The 15,953-nt window shown below is 68.6% G+C and carries 12 protein-coding genes; 8 read left to right on the top strand and 4 right to left on the bottom strand.

All coding sequences use genetic code 11. The features are described 5' to 3' along the window. Positions 1–48: 48 nt before the first annotated feature. Positions 49–651, bottom strand: coding sequence for an NAD(P)H:quinone oxidoreductase (gene wrbA, locus Sp245p_RS15345; RefSeq protein WP_014198707.1), 603 nt, complete (start codon positions 649–651; stop codon positions 49–51). A gap of 127 nt (positions 652–778) precedes the next feature. On the opposite strand from wrbA, the gene Sp245p_RS15340 reads away from it, so the two are divergent. Next, the gene (locus Sp245p_RS15340; protein WP_014198706.1) at positions 779–1,717 is read left to right on the top strand and encodes a LysR family transcriptional regulator; all 939 of its coding nucleotides are present in this window, start codon (positions 779–781) and stop codon (positions 1,715–1,717) included. 31 nt (positions 1,718–1,748) lie between these two features. Here Sp245p_RS15340 and Sp245p_RS15335 read toward each other — a convergent pair whose 3' ends face one another. Beyond that, the gene (locus tag Sp245p_RS15335; protein WP_014198705.1) at positions 1,749–3,128 is read right to left on the bottom strand and encodes a tetratricopeptide repeat protein; all 1,380 of its coding nucleotides are present in this window, start codon (positions 3,126–3,128) and stop codon (positions 1,749–1,751) included. A gap of 522 nt (positions 3,129–3,650) precedes the next feature. Here Sp245p_RS15335 and Sp245p_RS15330 point away from each other — a divergent pair. The 5 genes from Sp245p_RS15330 to Sp245p_RS15310 all read left to right on the top strand — a co-directional run bounded on the left by Sp245p_RS15330 (position 3,651) and on the right by Sp245p_RS15310 (position 8,149). Next, positions 3,651–4,295, top strand: a complete 645-nt coding sequence (locus Sp245p_RS15330) for a transglycosylase SLT domain-containing protein (RefSeq protein ID WP_244947660.1) — start codon at positions 3,651–3,653, stop codon at positions 4,293–4,295. Between the two features lie 57 nt (positions 4,296–4,352). Further along, entirely contained in the window at positions 4,353–5,192 is an 840-nt protein-coding gene (locus Sp245p_RS15325) for a 23S rRNA (adenine(2030)-N(6))-methyltransferase RlmJ (protein ID WP_014198702.1), read from the top strand. Between the two features lie 110 nt (positions 5,193–5,302). Then, positions 5,303–6,298, top strand: coding sequence for a hypothetical protein (locus Sp245p_RS15320; protein WP_014198701.1), 996 nt, complete (start codon positions 5,303–5,305; stop codon positions 6,296–6,298). A gap of 31 nt (positions 6,299–6,329) precedes the next feature. Further along, complete coding sequence (locus tag Sp245p_RS15315; RefSeq protein WP_014198700.1) at positions 6,330–7,331, top strand: hypothetical protein; 1,002 nt, start codon at positions 6,330–6,332, stop codon at positions 7,329–7,331. Positions 7,332–7,423: 92 nt separating this feature from the next. Next, positions 7,424–8,149, top strand: coding sequence for a protein tyrosine phosphatase family protein (locus tag Sp245p_RS15310; RefSeq protein ID WP_014198699.1), 726 nt, complete (start codon positions 7,424–7,426; stop codon positions 8,147–8,149). A gap of 22 nt (positions 8,150–8,171) precedes the next feature. Here the strand turns inward: Sp245p_RS15310 and Sp245p_RS15305 are convergent, their stop codons facing one another. Beyond that, positions 8,172–9,950, bottom strand: a complete 1,779-nt coding sequence (locus Sp245p_RS15305; protein ID WP_109138665.1) for a tetratricopeptide repeat protein — start codon at positions 9,948–9,950, stop codon at positions 8,172–8,174. A gap of 351 nt (positions 9,951–10,301) precedes the next feature. Here Sp245p_RS15305 and Sp245p_RS15300 point away from each other — a divergent pair, with 351 nt between their 5' ends. Then, complete coding sequence (locus Sp245p_RS15300; RefSeq protein WP_014198697.1) at positions 10,302–12,914, top strand: hybrid sensor histidine kinase/response regulator; 2,613 nt, start codon at positions 10,302–10,304, stop codon at positions 12,912–12,914. A gap of 21 nt (positions 12,915–12,935) precedes the next feature. Here Sp245p_RS15300 and Sp245p_RS15295 read toward each other — a convergent pair whose 3' ends face one another. After that, a complete protein-coding gene (locus tag Sp245p_RS15295) occupies positions 12,936–14,729 on the bottom strand; it encodes an ABC transporter ATP-binding protein (protein WP_014198696.1) in 1,794 nt (597 codons plus the stop codon). A 190-nt stretch (positions 14,730–14,919) separates the two neighbouring features. Between Sp245p_RS15295 and Sp245p_RS15290 the strand changes: the two genes are divergently transcribed. Continuing rightward, positions 14,920–15,936, top strand: coding sequence for a patatin-like phospholipase family protein (locus tag Sp245p_RS15290; RefSeq protein WP_014198695.1), 1,017 nt, complete (start codon positions 14,920–14,922; stop codon positions 15,934–15,936). Positions 15,937–15,953: the final 17 nt, after the last annotated feature.

Here is a 15,953-nt window from a genome sequence, read left to right as displayed (position 1 = left end):
CCGGTGCCGCCTCTCCCGCCGTCCGGGCGGGAGAGGCGCACTTCACCCTCAACCGTGCAGCTTCTTGGCGATCTCCGCGACGTGCCGCCCCTGGTAGCGGGCGCCGTCCAGTTCGACGGCGCTCGGCTGACGGGAGCCGTCGCCGCCCGCGATGGTGCTGGCGCCGTAGGGGCTGTTGCCCATCACCTCGTCCACGCCCATCTGGCCCTGGAAGCTGTAGGGCAGACCGACGATCACCATGCCGAGGTGCAGAAGCACGGTGTGGGTGGTGAGGATCGTGCTCTCCTGCCCGCCGTGCTGGGTGGCGGAGGAGGAGAAGGCGGCGCCCACCTTGCCGACCAGCGCGCCCTTCGCCCACAGGCCGCCCGTCTGGTCGAGGAAATTCTTCATCTGGCCCGGCATGTTGCCGTAGCGCGTCGGCACGCCCAGGATGATGGCGTCGTAGTTGGCCAACTCGTTCGGGTCGGCGATGGGAATGTTCGGCTCTTCCTTGAAGTGCGCCTTCTGCCGCACCTCCTCGGGGACCAGCTCCGGCACGCGCTTCACCGCCACCTCGGTTCCCGGAACCGAGCGGGCGCCTTCGGCCATCGCCTGCGCCATGGTGGAGATGTGGCCGTAGCTGCTGTAGTAGAGCACCAGAACCTTCGCCATGTCTCGTCTCCCCTCTGTCGTTGCGGCCGCGCTGGAGGCTGCGGCGTTCCAAAGAGATAGCGCGTTGCCGCCCTCCAGCAAATCCAGGGTGCTGGAACTTCATTGTTCCCGGGTGTAGAACAATGGGATGGATCGCCTCGACGACATGACGGCCTTTATCAAGGTCGTGGACACCAAAAGCTTCACCACCGCGGCGGAGCGCCTGAACCTGTCCAAGTCCGTGGTTTCCCGCCGCATCGCGGAGTTGGAGAACCGGCTGGGGGCGCGGCTGCTGAACCGCACCACGCGCAAGCTCAGCCTGACCGAGGTCGGGCAGGCCTATTACGAGCGCTGCACCCGCATCATCGCCGATCTGGAGGAGGCGGAGCAGGCCGTCGCCGACCTGCACGCCGCGCCGCGCGGGCGGTTGAAGGTCAACGCGCCGGTGTCCTTCGGGCTGCTGCATCTGGCCAAGGCGGTCGCCGAGTTCCTCGAACGCTACCCGTCCATCGAGATCGAGATGGATCTGAACGACCGCTACGTCGATCTGATCGACGAGGGCTATGATCTGGCGGTGCGCATCGGGCGGCTGCGCGACAGCTCGCTGATCGCCAAGCGCCTGGCCCCCAACCGCCAAGTGGTCTGCGCCAGCCCGGCCTATCTGGAGAAGCACGGGATACCTCAGACGCCGGATGAGCTGTCCAACCACAACTGCCTGATCTACACCAACATCCCGACCGCCGAGCAGTGGCAGTTCCGCGTCGGTGACGCCATGCGGTCGGTCCGCGTGTCGGGGTCGCTGCGCACCAACAACGGCGACCTGCTGCGCGAGTCCGCCATCGCCGGCGTCGGTATCATCGTTCTGCCCACCTTCCTGTGCGGCGAGGCGTTGTCCAAGGGGCAGCTCCAGTGCCTGCTGCTGGACTATTACATGGCGGAATCGAACGTCTTCGCGGTCTACCCGCAGAACCGGCATCTGTCGCCGAAAGTCCGCGTCTTCGTCGATTTCCTGGCCGAGCGTTTCGGCCCGCGTCCCTATTGGGACTGCGCCCTGCTCAGCCTGCAGCCCTTCCGGGCGGAGGCGTGACGGACGCCCCCATCCCGAAAAGCCGTTTTCGTCAGGCCGCCGGCTTCTCCAATATAAAGAGAAGACCCGGCACGCCCACGCCCTTCTCCCGGCGGGGGGAACAGGGCTCCATCAGGAGCACCGTCAGGCCCGCCGCCGCCGCCATCGCCCGCAGATAGGCTTCGCTGTGGGCGTAGCGCCGCGACGGGCCGAGCGCGTAGCCGGAGGTCGCCGCCTCGCCGTCCAAACGCTCCACCGTCGCGGCGAAGCGGCCCGCCGGGCGCAGGGCCTTGGCAGCGCCCTCGAACAGCGCGGTCAGGTTGCCGAGATAGACCAGCACGTCGGCGGCGACCAGCAGGTCATAGGCGCCGGGCACCGCCTCCACCGCCGCGACCACGTCACCGACCGACAACTCATCATACAATGCGCGGGCGCGGGCCTTCTCGACCATGCGCGGGGCGAGATCGACCCCGGCGAGATGCCCGGCCAGCGGACGGAACGCCACGCCCGCCAGCCCGGTGCCGCAGCCGAGGTCCAGAACGCGCAAACCAGACGCCCCAAGTTCGGATGCGGGCCCCAGCCGGTCGACCGCCTCGCGCAGCAGGGCCGGTGCGGAGTAGCCAAGCTTGCCCACCAGATCCTGGTCGAAACGGTCGGCGTAACGATCGAACAGGGCGCGCACATAGGCGGCCGACAGGTCTTCCCCCGCGCCGCCTTCCAGCGCGGCGATCATCGCCGCGCAGCCGAGTCGGCCGTCCGAGTCGAGGCCTTGGGCACGGCGCAGAGCGGTCAACGCCTTCACCGGCTCCTGCAGGGCGATCCAGGCCCGCCCGATGGCGGCGTGCAGGTCGGCGTCCTCCGGGTCCCGGCGGGACAAGGGCTGCAGCAGTTCGACCGCGCCCAGCGCGTCGCCGGCCTCGACCAGCAGGGCCGCCAGTTCCAGAGCCGTTTCGCGGTCGCCGGAGCGCAGGGCCACGGCCTCGCGGTACTCCTCCAGCGCGGCGCCCCGCCGGCCCGCCGCCGCCAGGGCGCGGGCGAGACCGAGCCGGGCCGTTGCGGAATCCGGCCGTTCCGCCGTCAACACCTGTCCGGTGGCCACGGCCTCCTCGAACCGGCCCGCGGCGCGCAGCGCGTCGGCCAGGGCGATCCGCCAGGGCCACACGCCGGGGTCGAGCGCCACCGCCCGCCCGCAGGCGGCCAGCGCTCCGGCGGCCTCGCCCGCGTCCCGCGTGCTGTCGGCCAAGGCGCCCCAGGCTTCGCCCGACCCCGGATCGGCGGCGCAGGCGAGCCGGAAGGCACGCGCCGCCCCCGCCGCGTCGGCGGCGTAGAGTCGGTCATAGCCAGTCTGGAACAAAATGCCCGGAACGTCTCCGGGCTGGACGAGGGGGCCTGCCCCCTCCCGGTCGGCTTGAGCCGTCGAATCGCGATCCACGATCACTTCGCTATGGGAGATGCGCTGTCGCCGTCCCCGCTCCGGGAGACTCCGGAAAGCGGAAGAAGACACGAACTCCTGCACCAGCTTGCGAGCGCGCGCAAGAGGCATCCGAAGGAGGTCGTTCGGCAGCGAATCGAGCTTCAAACCGTCGCATTAGGCCGATTGGATGGATTTGTACGCCTTTCGCACAATCCACCTCTTTCGGTTTTTCAAAGCGCTTCGGAATCAGTGCCTTGATGGCTAAGACCAAGGCCTGGAGTGGGTTTTTCCCGCCGCCTTGTGACATCGTTCGATCGAAAGGCGTGGTATTACCGGGCAGCAAATAGATTGACGCTGTATAAAATTTTTGGAAGTGTGGCTTCGGCGCCCGATGGTGGGCGCTGAACTTTCGGGTAGGAGGCGGTCACCGTAAGCGACTCGGTGACCGGTAATGGCGGCCCCGCGCGGGGGGCCAAAACGAAGCCGGATGAACCCGGCAACGAAGAGGGGACCGAGGATATGCAGGATCGAACTCAGCGCGTGCGACGCACGTATGGCGGCTGGATCGCTCTTGCACTGGGCTTAGCCGCTTCTCCGGTCCTCCTCGCCAAGCCCGCCGCCGCCCAGGACAGCAGCTGCGTCTCCCACGCCGTGGAGGCCGAGCGCAAGTTCAACATCCCCTCCGGCCTTCTCGTCGCCATCGCCCTGGTGGAAAGCGGCCAGGACGGCGCCCCGACCCCCTTCGCGATGAGCGTGGAGGGCCGTCCCGTCTACGCCCGCAACGCCAACGACGCCGCTAGGCATCTCCGCGACAAGCGCGGCCAGCTTCGCCAGAACGTCTATGTCGGCTGCATGCAGATCTCGCTGGGCACTCACCGCGGCGAGTTCCAGCCGGTTGAGCGGATCGTCGATCCCCGCGAGAACGTCTATTACGCCGGCCGCCTTCTCCTTCGCCTTCACGGCGAGCAGGGAAGCTGGAAGACCGCCGTCGCCCGCTACAACGGCGGCTCCACCCGTCAGGCCCAGAACTACGTCTGCAAGATCTGGCAGCACCTGAACGAGCTGGACCCGAAGAGCGCCAAGCTGCTGGAATCCGCCCGCTGCGGCGACTCCGAGCCCACCAGCATCGCGCCGAGCACCCGCCGCACCTTCCGCAACGCCCAGCAGGTCGCCTCCCTCGACTGATAACCTGGCTTCGCAGGGGATGGCGCGGAACGCCCCGATGGGCTAAATCCCTGCCCCATGAACTACCGTCACATTTTCCACGCCGGCAACCCCGCCGATGTGATGAAGCACGCCGTCCTGGCGCTGATCATCGATCATCTGCGCGCCAAGCCGGCGCCCTTCTGCGTGCTCGACGCCCATGCCGGCATCGGGCGCTACGACCTGGACTCCGAACCGGCACGCAAAACGCTGGAGTTCCAGGACGGAATCGGACGGCTGTTCGGCCAGCCGGCGCCGCACCCGGCGCTGCGGCCCTATCTGGACGCGGTGGCCGCGCTGAACCCGGACGGGCGGCTGCGCTGGTACCCCGGATCGCCGCGGCTGGCGCGGGCGCTGCTGCGCGAGCAGGACCGGCTGCTCCTCAATGAACTGCATCCCGATGATTGGCAGAGCCTGAAGACGGAATTCGCCGGGGACCGTCAGGTCTCGGCCTTCAAGACGGACGCCTATCAGGCGCTGAAGGCCCATCTGCCGCCGCGGGAGAAGCGCGGCCTCGTCCTGATCGACCCGCCCTTCGAGCAGCCGGACGAGTTCGCCCGCATGGCCGAGGGGCTGAAGGCGGCGCACAAGCGCTGGTCCACCGGCGTCTACGCCCTGTGGTACCCGATCAAGGAACGCCCGGCCGTCTGGCGCTTCCAGGAGGCGGTGGAGAACACCGGCATCCGCAAGATCCTGACCGTCGAGCTGACTTGGCATCCGGAGGACACGCATCTGCGGTTGAACGGGTCCGGGCTGCTGATCGTCAACCCGCCCTGGACGCTGGACGACACGCTGCGCGCCATGTTGCCCGCGCTGCACGCCGCCCTGCCCTCCACCGGCGGCGGCTGCACGGTCGACTGGCTGGTTCCCGAGGGGTAAAACCGCAAATTTCAACGGAGAAGCGGCAACCGGTCACAGAGGTTGCCGTTGCAACCGCCCCACCACTCGCCCTAGGCTGAACGGGATTACTCCGTTCCGGCAAGGCCACGATGTCCCGTTCCAACGATTTCGCCAGCAGCTTCATCAAGGCTCACGCCGATGCCGGGCTGGAGCGCGTCTCGATCGCCCACATCCTCCAGACCATCCAGAAGGACCCGGCCTTTCTGTTCAGCGAGGAGTTGCGCCGCGGCGGTGGCCAGTGCCCCATGCACGCCGCCCCCAACGCCGACGACGCGGACAAGGTGACGGTCAACACGCTGCTGGCCTATCTGTTCGAACGGCTGCGCGACCATGTGGCGTCCAAGCTGCCGCTGGACGAGCGCGGACAGGTGATGCTGCCGATCCCGCCGCGCTCCCCCCACGGCATCAACCCGGCCGACCGCGCGGCGATGGCGGCGGCCCCGCTCGATGTGATGGCCTCGGTCCTGCGCGATGCCACCTGCCATCTGCTCGATGGCCTCATCACCGGCTGGGCGGCCGACCTGCTGTCGGAGGAGGAGCACTACCGGGCGCAGGGAACGGGCGAGATCTCCGCCGCCGCCGCCGCCACCTTCATCCTGCGCACGACGCTGGAGGATTCGCCGCTCTACCAGCGCGCCGGCTACGACATGCTGTCGATCACCAAGACCGGCAGCCACACCGCCATCCACATCTGCTGGGCTATGGTGGAGGCCGCCCCCCTGCTGCTGCCGGACAGGGATGCCGCGGCCTACGACGACCTTGTGCGGCGCAGCCTGAAGCAGGTGGTGCCGCTGTCGATGGCCAGCCTGGGCATGCTGGTCCATTACATGGAGGCGTCGGGGATCGAACCGCATGACGGCCTCGCCATCCATCTGCTGCCCAAGGACCAGACCGCCTTCGTCCTCGACGAGGCCGGGCTGATCTGCCTGAACCCGGAGCCGATCACGCGCTTCGCCAAGCCCGAGGAGCGGCACTACACCGGCTGCCCGGCCTTCTACACGCCCGGCTTCATCAAACTGTATCTCGACATCGTGGCCAGCATCGCCATGGACTACGGCGTCTACGACCGGCTTCGCGACCGCTGACCGTCCTCATTCACGAGATTGACGCCCCATCATGGCCCGCTCCAACGACTTCGCACTGACCTATCTCGCCGCGCATGAGGAGGCCGGGATGACCCGGATCAACCTCGCGCCGATCCTGCACCGCATCACCGAGGACCCGAACTACCTCTTTGCCGAGGAGCTTCAGCGCCTCGCCGGCCAGTGCCCGGCCCATGCGGACACCCGCAAGGAGGATTACGAGAAGGTCGCGATCAACACGCTGCTGGCCTTCCTCTACAACGACCTGCGCGACCACATCACCAACCGGATGCCGCTGGACGCCGACGGCCATCTGCTGCTGTGCAACCCGCCGGACTCGCCGCACGGGCTGGACGTCGCCGACACCGCCGGGCTGGAGGCCGCCCCGGCGGAGACGCTGATCGGCTTCCTGCGCGACAGCGTGTGCCACCTGCTGGACGCCATCATCAAGGACTGGGCGATCAAGGTGACGCTGGAGGAGGAGCGCTGCCGGGCGGAGGGCGCCATCACCCCGCTCGCCGCGGCCGGCTTCGTCCTCGCCAACACGCTGGAGGCGTCGGTGCTGCACGCGCCGTCCGGCTACGACATGCTGTCGATCACCAAGACCGGCAGCCACACCGCGCTCCACGTCTGCTGGAACCTGTGCGAGTCCGCGCCGATGCTGAAGCCCGGCCTGACCCCGGCCGAATACGACGACCTGTCGCGCCGCAGCCTGAAGCAGGTGCTGCCGCTCGCCATGGGCAGCCTGGGCATGCTGTGCCAGTTCATGGGGGCCGGCCACATCGAGGCCGACGACCATCAGGCCATCCACCCCCTGCCCCGCCACCAGACCGCCTTCGTCTATGACGCGGAGGCGCCGGGTGGCATGATCGTCCTGAACGCCGACCTGATCGAGCCGACCGCCCAGCCGGGAGAGCGCCACTACACCGGTTGCCCGGCCTTCTACGCCAACGGCCTGATCAACCTCTACATGGAGATCGTGCTGTCGCTGGCCGCGCGGTACGATATCTACGGGCGGGTCCTGCGGGCCGGATGACCAAACCGCCGCACTGCCCAGCGGCGCGGCGGCCTTGACGCCACGCAAAGTGTGCCTATCTTGGCGGCCTTGTCGATTTGGAGACTGCTTGCGTGGCCACCACCCGGAAGATGTTGCGCCGTTACACGACCACCGCCTTGGCCGACGGGATCAAGCGGGCGCGCGGGCGCATGATCTCCCCGCTGCAACGGGCGCTCGGACATTTCGAAAGCGTGTTCATCGACCATGCCTGCTTCCGGCTGGTCTATTCGAACACCTACCGCATCTCCCCCAACATGTACCGGGCGAGCCAGCCCTCCCCCTCCCACATCCGGGAAGCGGCACGGCGCGGCGTGAAGACCATTCTGAACCTGCGCGGCGGCCGCGACTGCGCCTCCTACATCCTGGAGGCCGAGGCCTGCCGGGCGGCCGGGCTGACGCTGGTGGACTTTCCGGTCAACTCCCGCGACATGCCGAAGAAGGAGACGCTGCTGAAGGCCCGCGACCTGTTCGCGACCATGCAATATCCGGCGCTTCTGCACTGCAAGTCGGGGGCGGACCGCGCCGGCTTCATGTCGGCGCTCTACCTCTTCATCCACGAAGGCGTGCCGCTGGAGCGGGCGACCAAGCAGCTTCACTGGAAGTACGGCCACTTCAAGCAGGCGAAGACCGGCATTCTCGACTATTTCTTCGAGCTGTACGCCGCCTACAACGAGAAGCGCCCGACCGCCTTCTGGGACTGGGTGGAGCGCGTCTACGACCCGGTGGAGGCCAAGGCCAGCTTCCGCTCCCGCGAATGGGCCGACACGGTGGTCGACCGCGTTCTCGGGCGGGAGTGAGCGCGGAAATGAGCGGGGCGTGTCACTTCGCCCCGACGAAGTGGCAATAGGGGAAGCTCAGGAAGTCGAAGCGGCGCACACGGACCGGTTCATGCCGGTTCAACCAGTCGAGCACCGCGTAGTGGGCCATCTGGTCCAGCATCCAGTAGACCTCCGCCCCCGCCAGGAAATGCCCGATGTAGGAGCCGAGCAGCGACAGGAAGCGGTCGCCGCCGGGGCTGTTCTCGTAAACGGCAAACCCGACCGGAATTTCCCGTGACGGACCACGGCGGCGGCCGTCGAGCATGAGGCCGACGTCGTATCCGGCCATCTCCGCCCGGAGAGCCCGCAAGTCTCCGGTGATCCAGGCGTCGGTGTCGACCACCATCAGCGGGCGATCCAACCGGCGCAGCCACTGCAAGGCGCGGAGAAAACGGGCGGAGGCGTAGTAGGTGACGCGCTTGATGTCGGTCCATCCCGCCATGTCCGGCCGGTCCAGCGAGAATCCCACCCTCAGCCGTCGGTCGGTCCGCCAGCGGGCCATGGCCCGTTCCGTCTCCGGCGACGGCGACACCACATGGACGGCGACCAAGGCGCCCGGCATCCGCTCCGCCAACGACTCCAGCAGCGTCGGGGCGAAGCGCTGGAAATAGACGTCGTCGCAGCAGAAGAAGATCACCGGTTCGCCGGCCGGCCCGGCCGCCGGTTCGCCGCGGCACTCCAGGGGCGCCATGCGCTCCAGCACCGCCTCGACCGGCGGCAGGGTGCGGAGGAAGGCATCGTCGGCGCGCAGCATGGTCCACAGGCCCAACTCATGCTCCCGCGCGACCTCCGCCGCGGTGAAGCGCCGCCGGAAGCGTCGGCTCAGCCAGGAGGCGAGGACGAGCCGGTCCCGGCGGTAGGCGTGGAAACCGACGACCGAGGCCGCGACCGTGTCCTTGGGGTGGCGCCGCAGGCGAACCCAGGCAGCCCTTGCCCCGTCGCGCAACACCGTGTCGGACACCATGCCCACCTGCACCAGAGTCGCCACCGCGGCAACGTGCAGCCAGTCGGCCTCATCGTCGTCCGGGCGGGCGGCAACGGCCCGACGCAGCGCACCGATGGCCTCCTCGACCAACGCCCGGTCGACCACGAAGGGCTTGCCGTCCTGAACGCCCATCGCCCCGCTGCACTCCAGCAGCAGGCGCCCCAGCAACCGGTTGGCGCGGTGATGATGCTCATCCCGCTCCAGGGCCGCGCGCGCCATCGCCTCCGCCGCCACCGCATCCCCGACCACCACCAGGGCCTCGGCCGCCGCCGTTCGGGTATCGGCGTCCGCCTCCGGGGGCCGCGCCGCGACAACCCGCCGCTCCGCCTCGTCCAGACGCGTTCCCCACTGATCGCGCAACGCCTTCAGATTGCCCGCCGCCCCGGCATGACCGGGTTCGAGCGCCAGGGAGCGCCGGTAACTCCGCGCCGCGGCCGCCGCCTTTTCCTGCTGCTTCAGCCCATTGCCCAGATTGAACCAGGAACCCGCATGCGCCGGATCGAGGGAGAGCGCCCGATGCAGGCAGGCGATGGCCTCCGCCCCCTGACCGGCCAGGCGCAGGGCGGCGGCGAGGTTGCTGTATCCGGCGACGCTGCCGGACTCCAGCCGCAGGATGGCCCGGAAGTGACCGACGGCCTCCGCCGGGCGCCCGGTCTGAACCAGAAGCATTGCGAGCATATGCAGCGCGCCGCGATTCGCCGGTTCACGCTCCAGCACGTCGCGGTAGAGAGGCTCCGCCCCCGCATGGTTGCCGGATTTGTGCAGGCGAATCGCGTCGTCGAGGGCTGGTTCCATGAGGCCGCACCATAGACCGGATCGTCCCTGGCGCCAATCGCCCTCCGAGGACGCGCGTCGAGGCGATCCGCGAAAGCGTCCCTTGTGATCGGCCCGCCCCAAAATGCTCTTTCATGAGCGAGTGGATGGATTATCAACCAATTAGTGCGCGGTATGATACAGTCCGGTTTAGAGATGCCCGCAACCTGTTGCCTCAGGAATGGTCTGCGAAATGCCTCGGTACGTTCGGACCGGATACGCTCCCTCGATCGACCGCCCCGCCGAAACCACATCCCTTCCGCCAGTCCCAGGAGAGCGGCCACACGCTCCGGCGATCCGGCGCAAGGCCGTGTTTGAACTCCGGCCGGTTCAATGACCCTCAACCTGGAAACGCCGCGGCGTCCGACACGGCGCCTGACCTGGCACATGCGACCGCAACGGGTGCGGGGCTGGCTCATCCTTCTGGTGATGGCGGTTGCGGTTCCGCTGGTTCTCTTCTCGGTGTCCCTCCTCATCCGCAACGTCGATGCGCAGGCCCAGCAAACGGAACAGCTCGTGCTCGACCGGACACGCCTGCTGGCCGAGGACGTGGAACGCGAGGTGAGCCGCCAGATCGCCGCCGCCGAGGTGCTGACCACATCGGAAAGCCTGACGACGGATGATCTGGCCGCTTTCTACCGGCAAGCCGCCGGCGTGCGCGACCGGCTGGGCACCAACGTGGTTCTGCGCGATCCGCAGGGTCAGCAGCGCATCAACACCCGGATGCCCTGGGGCGCCGATCTGCCGGACAGCACCGTGCTCGAATCCGACCAGAGGGTGATCGACACGGGAAGGCCGCAAGTCACCGGCCTCTTCATAGGGGACGTGAGCCAGGCGCCAATTCTGGCGGTGACCGCCCCGGTGATCCGCGAAGGGCAGATCCGCTATCTGCTGAGCCTCAACATTCCCCAGGAACGGCTTCAGGCCATCGTGTCGCCGGAGCGCATTCCGGCGGGATGGCGGGCCGGGGTGATCGACCAGGATGGTATCGTCATCGCACGCTCGCACTTGAGCGAGCAGTTCGTCGGCAAACGGCTTCCCGCCGCGCTGTGGACCGGCATGCAGGCGGTGCCGGATGGAATCCACCGCGCCGTCAACCTGGAAGATGTGGAGGCGATCCAGGCCTACAGCCGGTCCCGCAACTTCGGCTGGGTGGTTGCGACGAGCGTCCCAACGACCCTGGTGGCGTCCCCGGCGCGTCATGACCTCCTCCTGTTCACCGGTGGCGGCCTTGTCCTTCTGCTGATCGGGATCGCGGCGGCGATTCTGCTCGGACGGCGCCTCACGCGCTCCGTTTCCCAACTGGCCGGAGCGGCGGAAGCCTTGGGCGCCGGGCACCCCGTCCCACCGCCCAACGGTGGCGTGTCCGAGATCGAGGCGGTGGGCCGCGCCATCCGCAACGCCGCGGACCTCATCCGGCGGCGCGAGGCGGCGCTCGCGGAAAGCGAGGCCCGTCACCGGGCCATCGTTCAGACCGCGGTGGATGCCATGCTGGTCATCGACGAGACCGGCACGATCCAAAGCTTCAACCCGGCGGCGGAGCGCATCTTCGGCTACGAGGCCGGCGAGGCGGTCGGACGAAACATCCGCGTCCTGATGCCGGAGCCCTACCACTCCGCCCATGACGGCTATCTGCAAGCCTATCAGCAGACCGGCGAGAAGAGGATCATCGGTGTCGGGCGCGAGGTCGAAGGACGGCACAAGGACGGCTCGATCTTCCCGATCGAACTGGCGGTCACCGAATGGACCGCCGGTGAGCACCGCTACTTCACGGGCATCGTCCGCAACATCACCGAACGCCGCCGCACCGAGAACGCCCTGCGCGCCTCCAAGGCCGAGGCCGACCGCGCCAACGTCGCGAAATCCAAGTTCCTCGCCGCCGCGAGCCATGACCTGCGGCAGCCGGTCCAGGCGATGATGCTGTTCCAATCGGCGTTGGCGGAGCGGCTGGACGGGCACCCCGCGGCCCCGGTTCTCGACTCCATGGGTCAGGCCATGGACGGGCTGCGCATGCTGCTCGACAGCCTGCTCGACGTGTCCAAGCTGGATGCCGGGCTGATCGTTCCGCAATTGCAGGATCTGGCGATCGGTCCGATCATCGAGCGATTGGGCGCCGAGTATCATCCCCAGGCGGAGGCCAAGGGGCTTCGGCTGCGCGTGGTTCCCTGCGCCCTGACGGTCCGCAGCGATCCGGCGCTGCTGATGCGCATCCTGCGCAACCTCGTGGAAAACGCGCTGCGCTACACCGAACGCGGCGGTTTGCTGATCGGCTGCCGTCGGCGGGGGGACCGCCTGCGCATCGAGGTGATGGACTCCGGCATCGGCATTCCGTCCGACAAGCAGGAGGAAATCTTCGAGGAGTTCTTCCAGGTCAGCAACCAGGAGCGGGACCGCAGCAAGGGGCTGGGGCTCGGTCTGGCGGTGGTGCGCCGCCTCGCCCGCCTGCTCGGCCACAAGGTTCATCTGCGCTCAAGGCTGGGGACGGGGTCCGCCTTCTGCGTCGAGGTGCCGCTGATCGCCCGTCACGCCACCCGTTCCGAGCCGGTGGCAGCCCGGCGGCTGACGAACGACGGGCGGGGCATGATCCTGGTGATCGACGACGAACCGCTGATCCGTCTCGGCCTGCAGGCGATGCTGGAGGGCTGGGGGTACAGGGTGCTGACGGCGGGTTCCATCGAGGACGCGGTTCAGCATGTCGAGAGCGGGGAATGGCCGAGCGCGATCCTGGCCGATTACCGCCTGCGCGATGGGAAGACCGGCTTGGACGCCATCCGGGCGGTGTGCGAGCGGTTGAGGACGTCGGTTCCGGCAACGATCATCACCGGCGACACCGCCCCGGAACGTCTGGCGGAAGCCCGCGCGGGCGGCCACACCCTGCTGCACAAACCCATCGCCGCCCACGAGCTGCGCAACGCCGTGGTGGAGATGGTGCCCGCGGCGGACTGAGCCCGGTTCCGCTTTGCCGGGTCAGGGCGCGAGCAGGGCGGCCTCGCCGTCCTCGCCGAACTGGAGCTTGCACAGGCGGGCGTAGGTGCCGTTCTGCGCGATCAGGGTGTCGTGGGTGCCCTGCTCCAGAATGCGCCCGCCCTCCATCACGACGATCCGGTCGGCGTTGCGCACGGTGGCCAGCCGGTGGGCGATGACCAGCGTCGTGCGCCCCTGGGTCAGCCGTTCCAGCGCCCCCTGCACCAGCCGCTCGGACTCGCTGTCAAGCGCGCTCGTCGCCTCGTCCAGCAGCAGGATCGGCGCGTCCTTCAGGAAGGCGCGGGCAAGCGCGAGGCGCTGCCGCTCGCCGCCCGACAGCTTCACGCCGCGGTCGCCGATCACCGTGTCGTAGCCCTCCGGCAGCCGGGCGACGAAGTCGTGCGCGGCGGCCGCCTTCGCGGCGGCCACGATATCGTCGAAGGGGGCGTCCAGCCGCCCGAAGGCGATGTTGGCGCGCACCGTGTCGTTGAACAGGACCGTGTCCTGGCTGACCAGCGAGATGACGCCGCGCAGGCTCTTCAGCGTCACCGCCCGCACGTCCTGCCCGTCGATCAGCACCTGTCCGCCGGTCGCGTCGTAGAGGCGCGGGATCAGGTTGAACACCGTGGACTTGCCGGCGCCGCTGCGGCCGACCAGGGCCACAGTGGCTCCCGCCGGAACGTCCAGGTCGATGCCCTTCAGCGTCTCCGTCCCCTCCTCGTAGGCGAAGCGGACGTCGCGCAGGGACACGGCGGCGCGCTCCACCGCCAGGGGCTTGGCGCCGGGCTGCTCGGTGATGGTCGGCTTCTCGTCCACCAGCTCGAAGATGCGCTGGGCGGCGGCCAGACCTTCCTGGAGCACGGCGTTCAGCGTGCCGATGGCCCGCACCGGCTGCGCCGCCATCAGAAGCGCGCCGACGAAACCGGAAAAGGCGCCGACCGAGCCCTCGCCCATCGCCATGCGGTAGCCGGCGAAGGCGATCACCCCGGCCACCGCGGCGCCGCCCAGAACCTCCATCATCGGGTCGATGCGGGAACGGGCGCGGGTCGCCTTCATGGTCAGGGCGAAATTGTCCTCGAAGGCGCGGGCGGCGCGGGCGCGCTCGTAATCCTCCAGCGAGTAGGTCTTGACCATGCGGGCGCCCGCCAGGCTTTCCGTCAGCAGGGCGGTCATGTCGCCCATCTGCGCCTGGGTGTCGCGCGACACGCGGCGCAGCCGCTTGCCGATGTTCACGATGGGAATGGCGGCGATCGGGTAGATCAGGAAGACGATCAGCGACAGCACCCAGTCGAGATAGAACATCGACCCGACCAGCGCGATCACCGTCAGGATGTCGCGCACCAGCCCGGTCAGGGTCCGCGACAGGGCGTTGCGGATCAGGTCGACGTCGCTGATGAAGCGGGAGGTCAGCGTCCCGGTGGGGGCCGCGTGAAGCTGGGCGGTGTCGGACCGCAGCAGATGGTCGAACATCGACAGGCGCACGTCGGTGATGATCCGCTGCACGATGTCGGTGGTCACCACCGTCTGGGAGTACATGGACAACGCCTTGACCGCCGTGACCACGATGATCAGGAGCGGGATGACCAGCAGCATGCCGCGGTCCTGCTCGGAGAACATCGAATAGGCCTGATCGATCAGCAGCGGATAGGCGCCGGTCGCCGCCGCCACCACGGCCATCAGCAGGAAGGACACCATCAGCTTGCCGGTGTAGGGGCGCACCCATTCCCGCAGCATGCGGCCGACCAGCCGTTCCGTCGCCGCGTCGAGGCGCAGCCGTTCTCCGCTCTTCTTGCTCACGTGCACGTCTTCCTGTAGCGCAATCGCGATGGCTTAGCCGATGGCGCCGGTGCTTGTCCACCGGGCCTTACTTCACCGGGCCCCATCCGGCGGACCTTGTCCGGCGGGGCGGAACCGATCAAGCTTCCTTAACCGGGCGGATGGCACGATACCGGCCGGAACGCGCTCCACCCCGTGCAAAGGAGGCGCCATGGCGGCGGACGGCGGAAACGGACAGGGTCCCGGCAATCGCTACGGCCAGCACCATCACCGGCCGCGCATCGGTCTGGCGCTGGGCGCCGGGGTGGCCCGCGGCTGGGCGCACATCGGCGTCCTGCGGGCGCTGGCGCGCTACGGTATCGAGGCGGACATCGTCTGCGGCAGTTCGGTGGGAGCGCTGGTCGGCGGCCTCCATCTCGCCGGCAAGCTCGACGCGCTGGAGGAGTGGACGCGCAGCCTGACCCGGATGAAGATCGTCGGTTATCTGGACCTGCGGCTGCGTCAGGGCGGCGGGCTGATCGGCGGGGACCGGCTGGTCGCCGAGATGCGCCACCATCTGGGCGACGTCCTGATCGAGGATCTTCCCAACCCCTTCGCCGCCATCGCCACCGATCTGGTCACCGGGCACGAGGTGTGGATGCGCAACGGCCCGCTGGTGGACGCACTGCGCGCCTCCTTCTCCCTGCCCGGGGTCTTTCCGCCGGTGCGCTTCGAGGGGCGCTGGATGGTCGACGGCGCCCTGGTCAACCCGGTGCCGGTGTCGGCCTGCCGTGCCCTGGGCGCCCAGATGGTCATCGCCGTCAATCTGGCCGCCGACATCATCGGCAAGTCGCGGCGCCCCGGCGCGGCCGTGCCGACCGCGGCGGGGTTCGACCTCCTGAAGCTGATCGACGAGGAGCAAGGGCCGGACGGCGAGTCCAAATCCCGTGCCGGCTTCCGCGTGCCCATCGGCGCGCTGAGCCGCCGCATCTTCCGGCGCGATTACGAGGGGCCGAGCCTGTTCGGCGTCATGGTGTCCTCGCTGGGCATCGTCACCGACCGCATCGCGCGGTCCCGTCTGGCGGGCGAGCCGCCGGACGTGCACATCACGCCGCGGCTGGGTCACATCGGCCTGTCGGAGTTCGACCGGGCGGACGACTGCATCCGCGAGGGGGAGGCGGCGGTCGAGCGCGTCCTCCCCGACCTTCAGGACGCGTTGAGGGTGTTCGGTTACGCGCCCCCGGTCTGAGCCCCCCAGTCTGAGCG

Source organism: Azospirillum baldaniorum (genome assembly GCF_003119195.2).
Classification (GTDB): Bacteria; Pseudomonadota; Alphaproteobacteria; order Azospirillales; family Azospirillaceae; genus Azospirillum; species Azospirillum baldaniorum.
The sequence above is the reverse complement of the archived record's forward strand: the minus strand, read 5'-3'. Positions and strand labels throughout refer to the sequence as shown.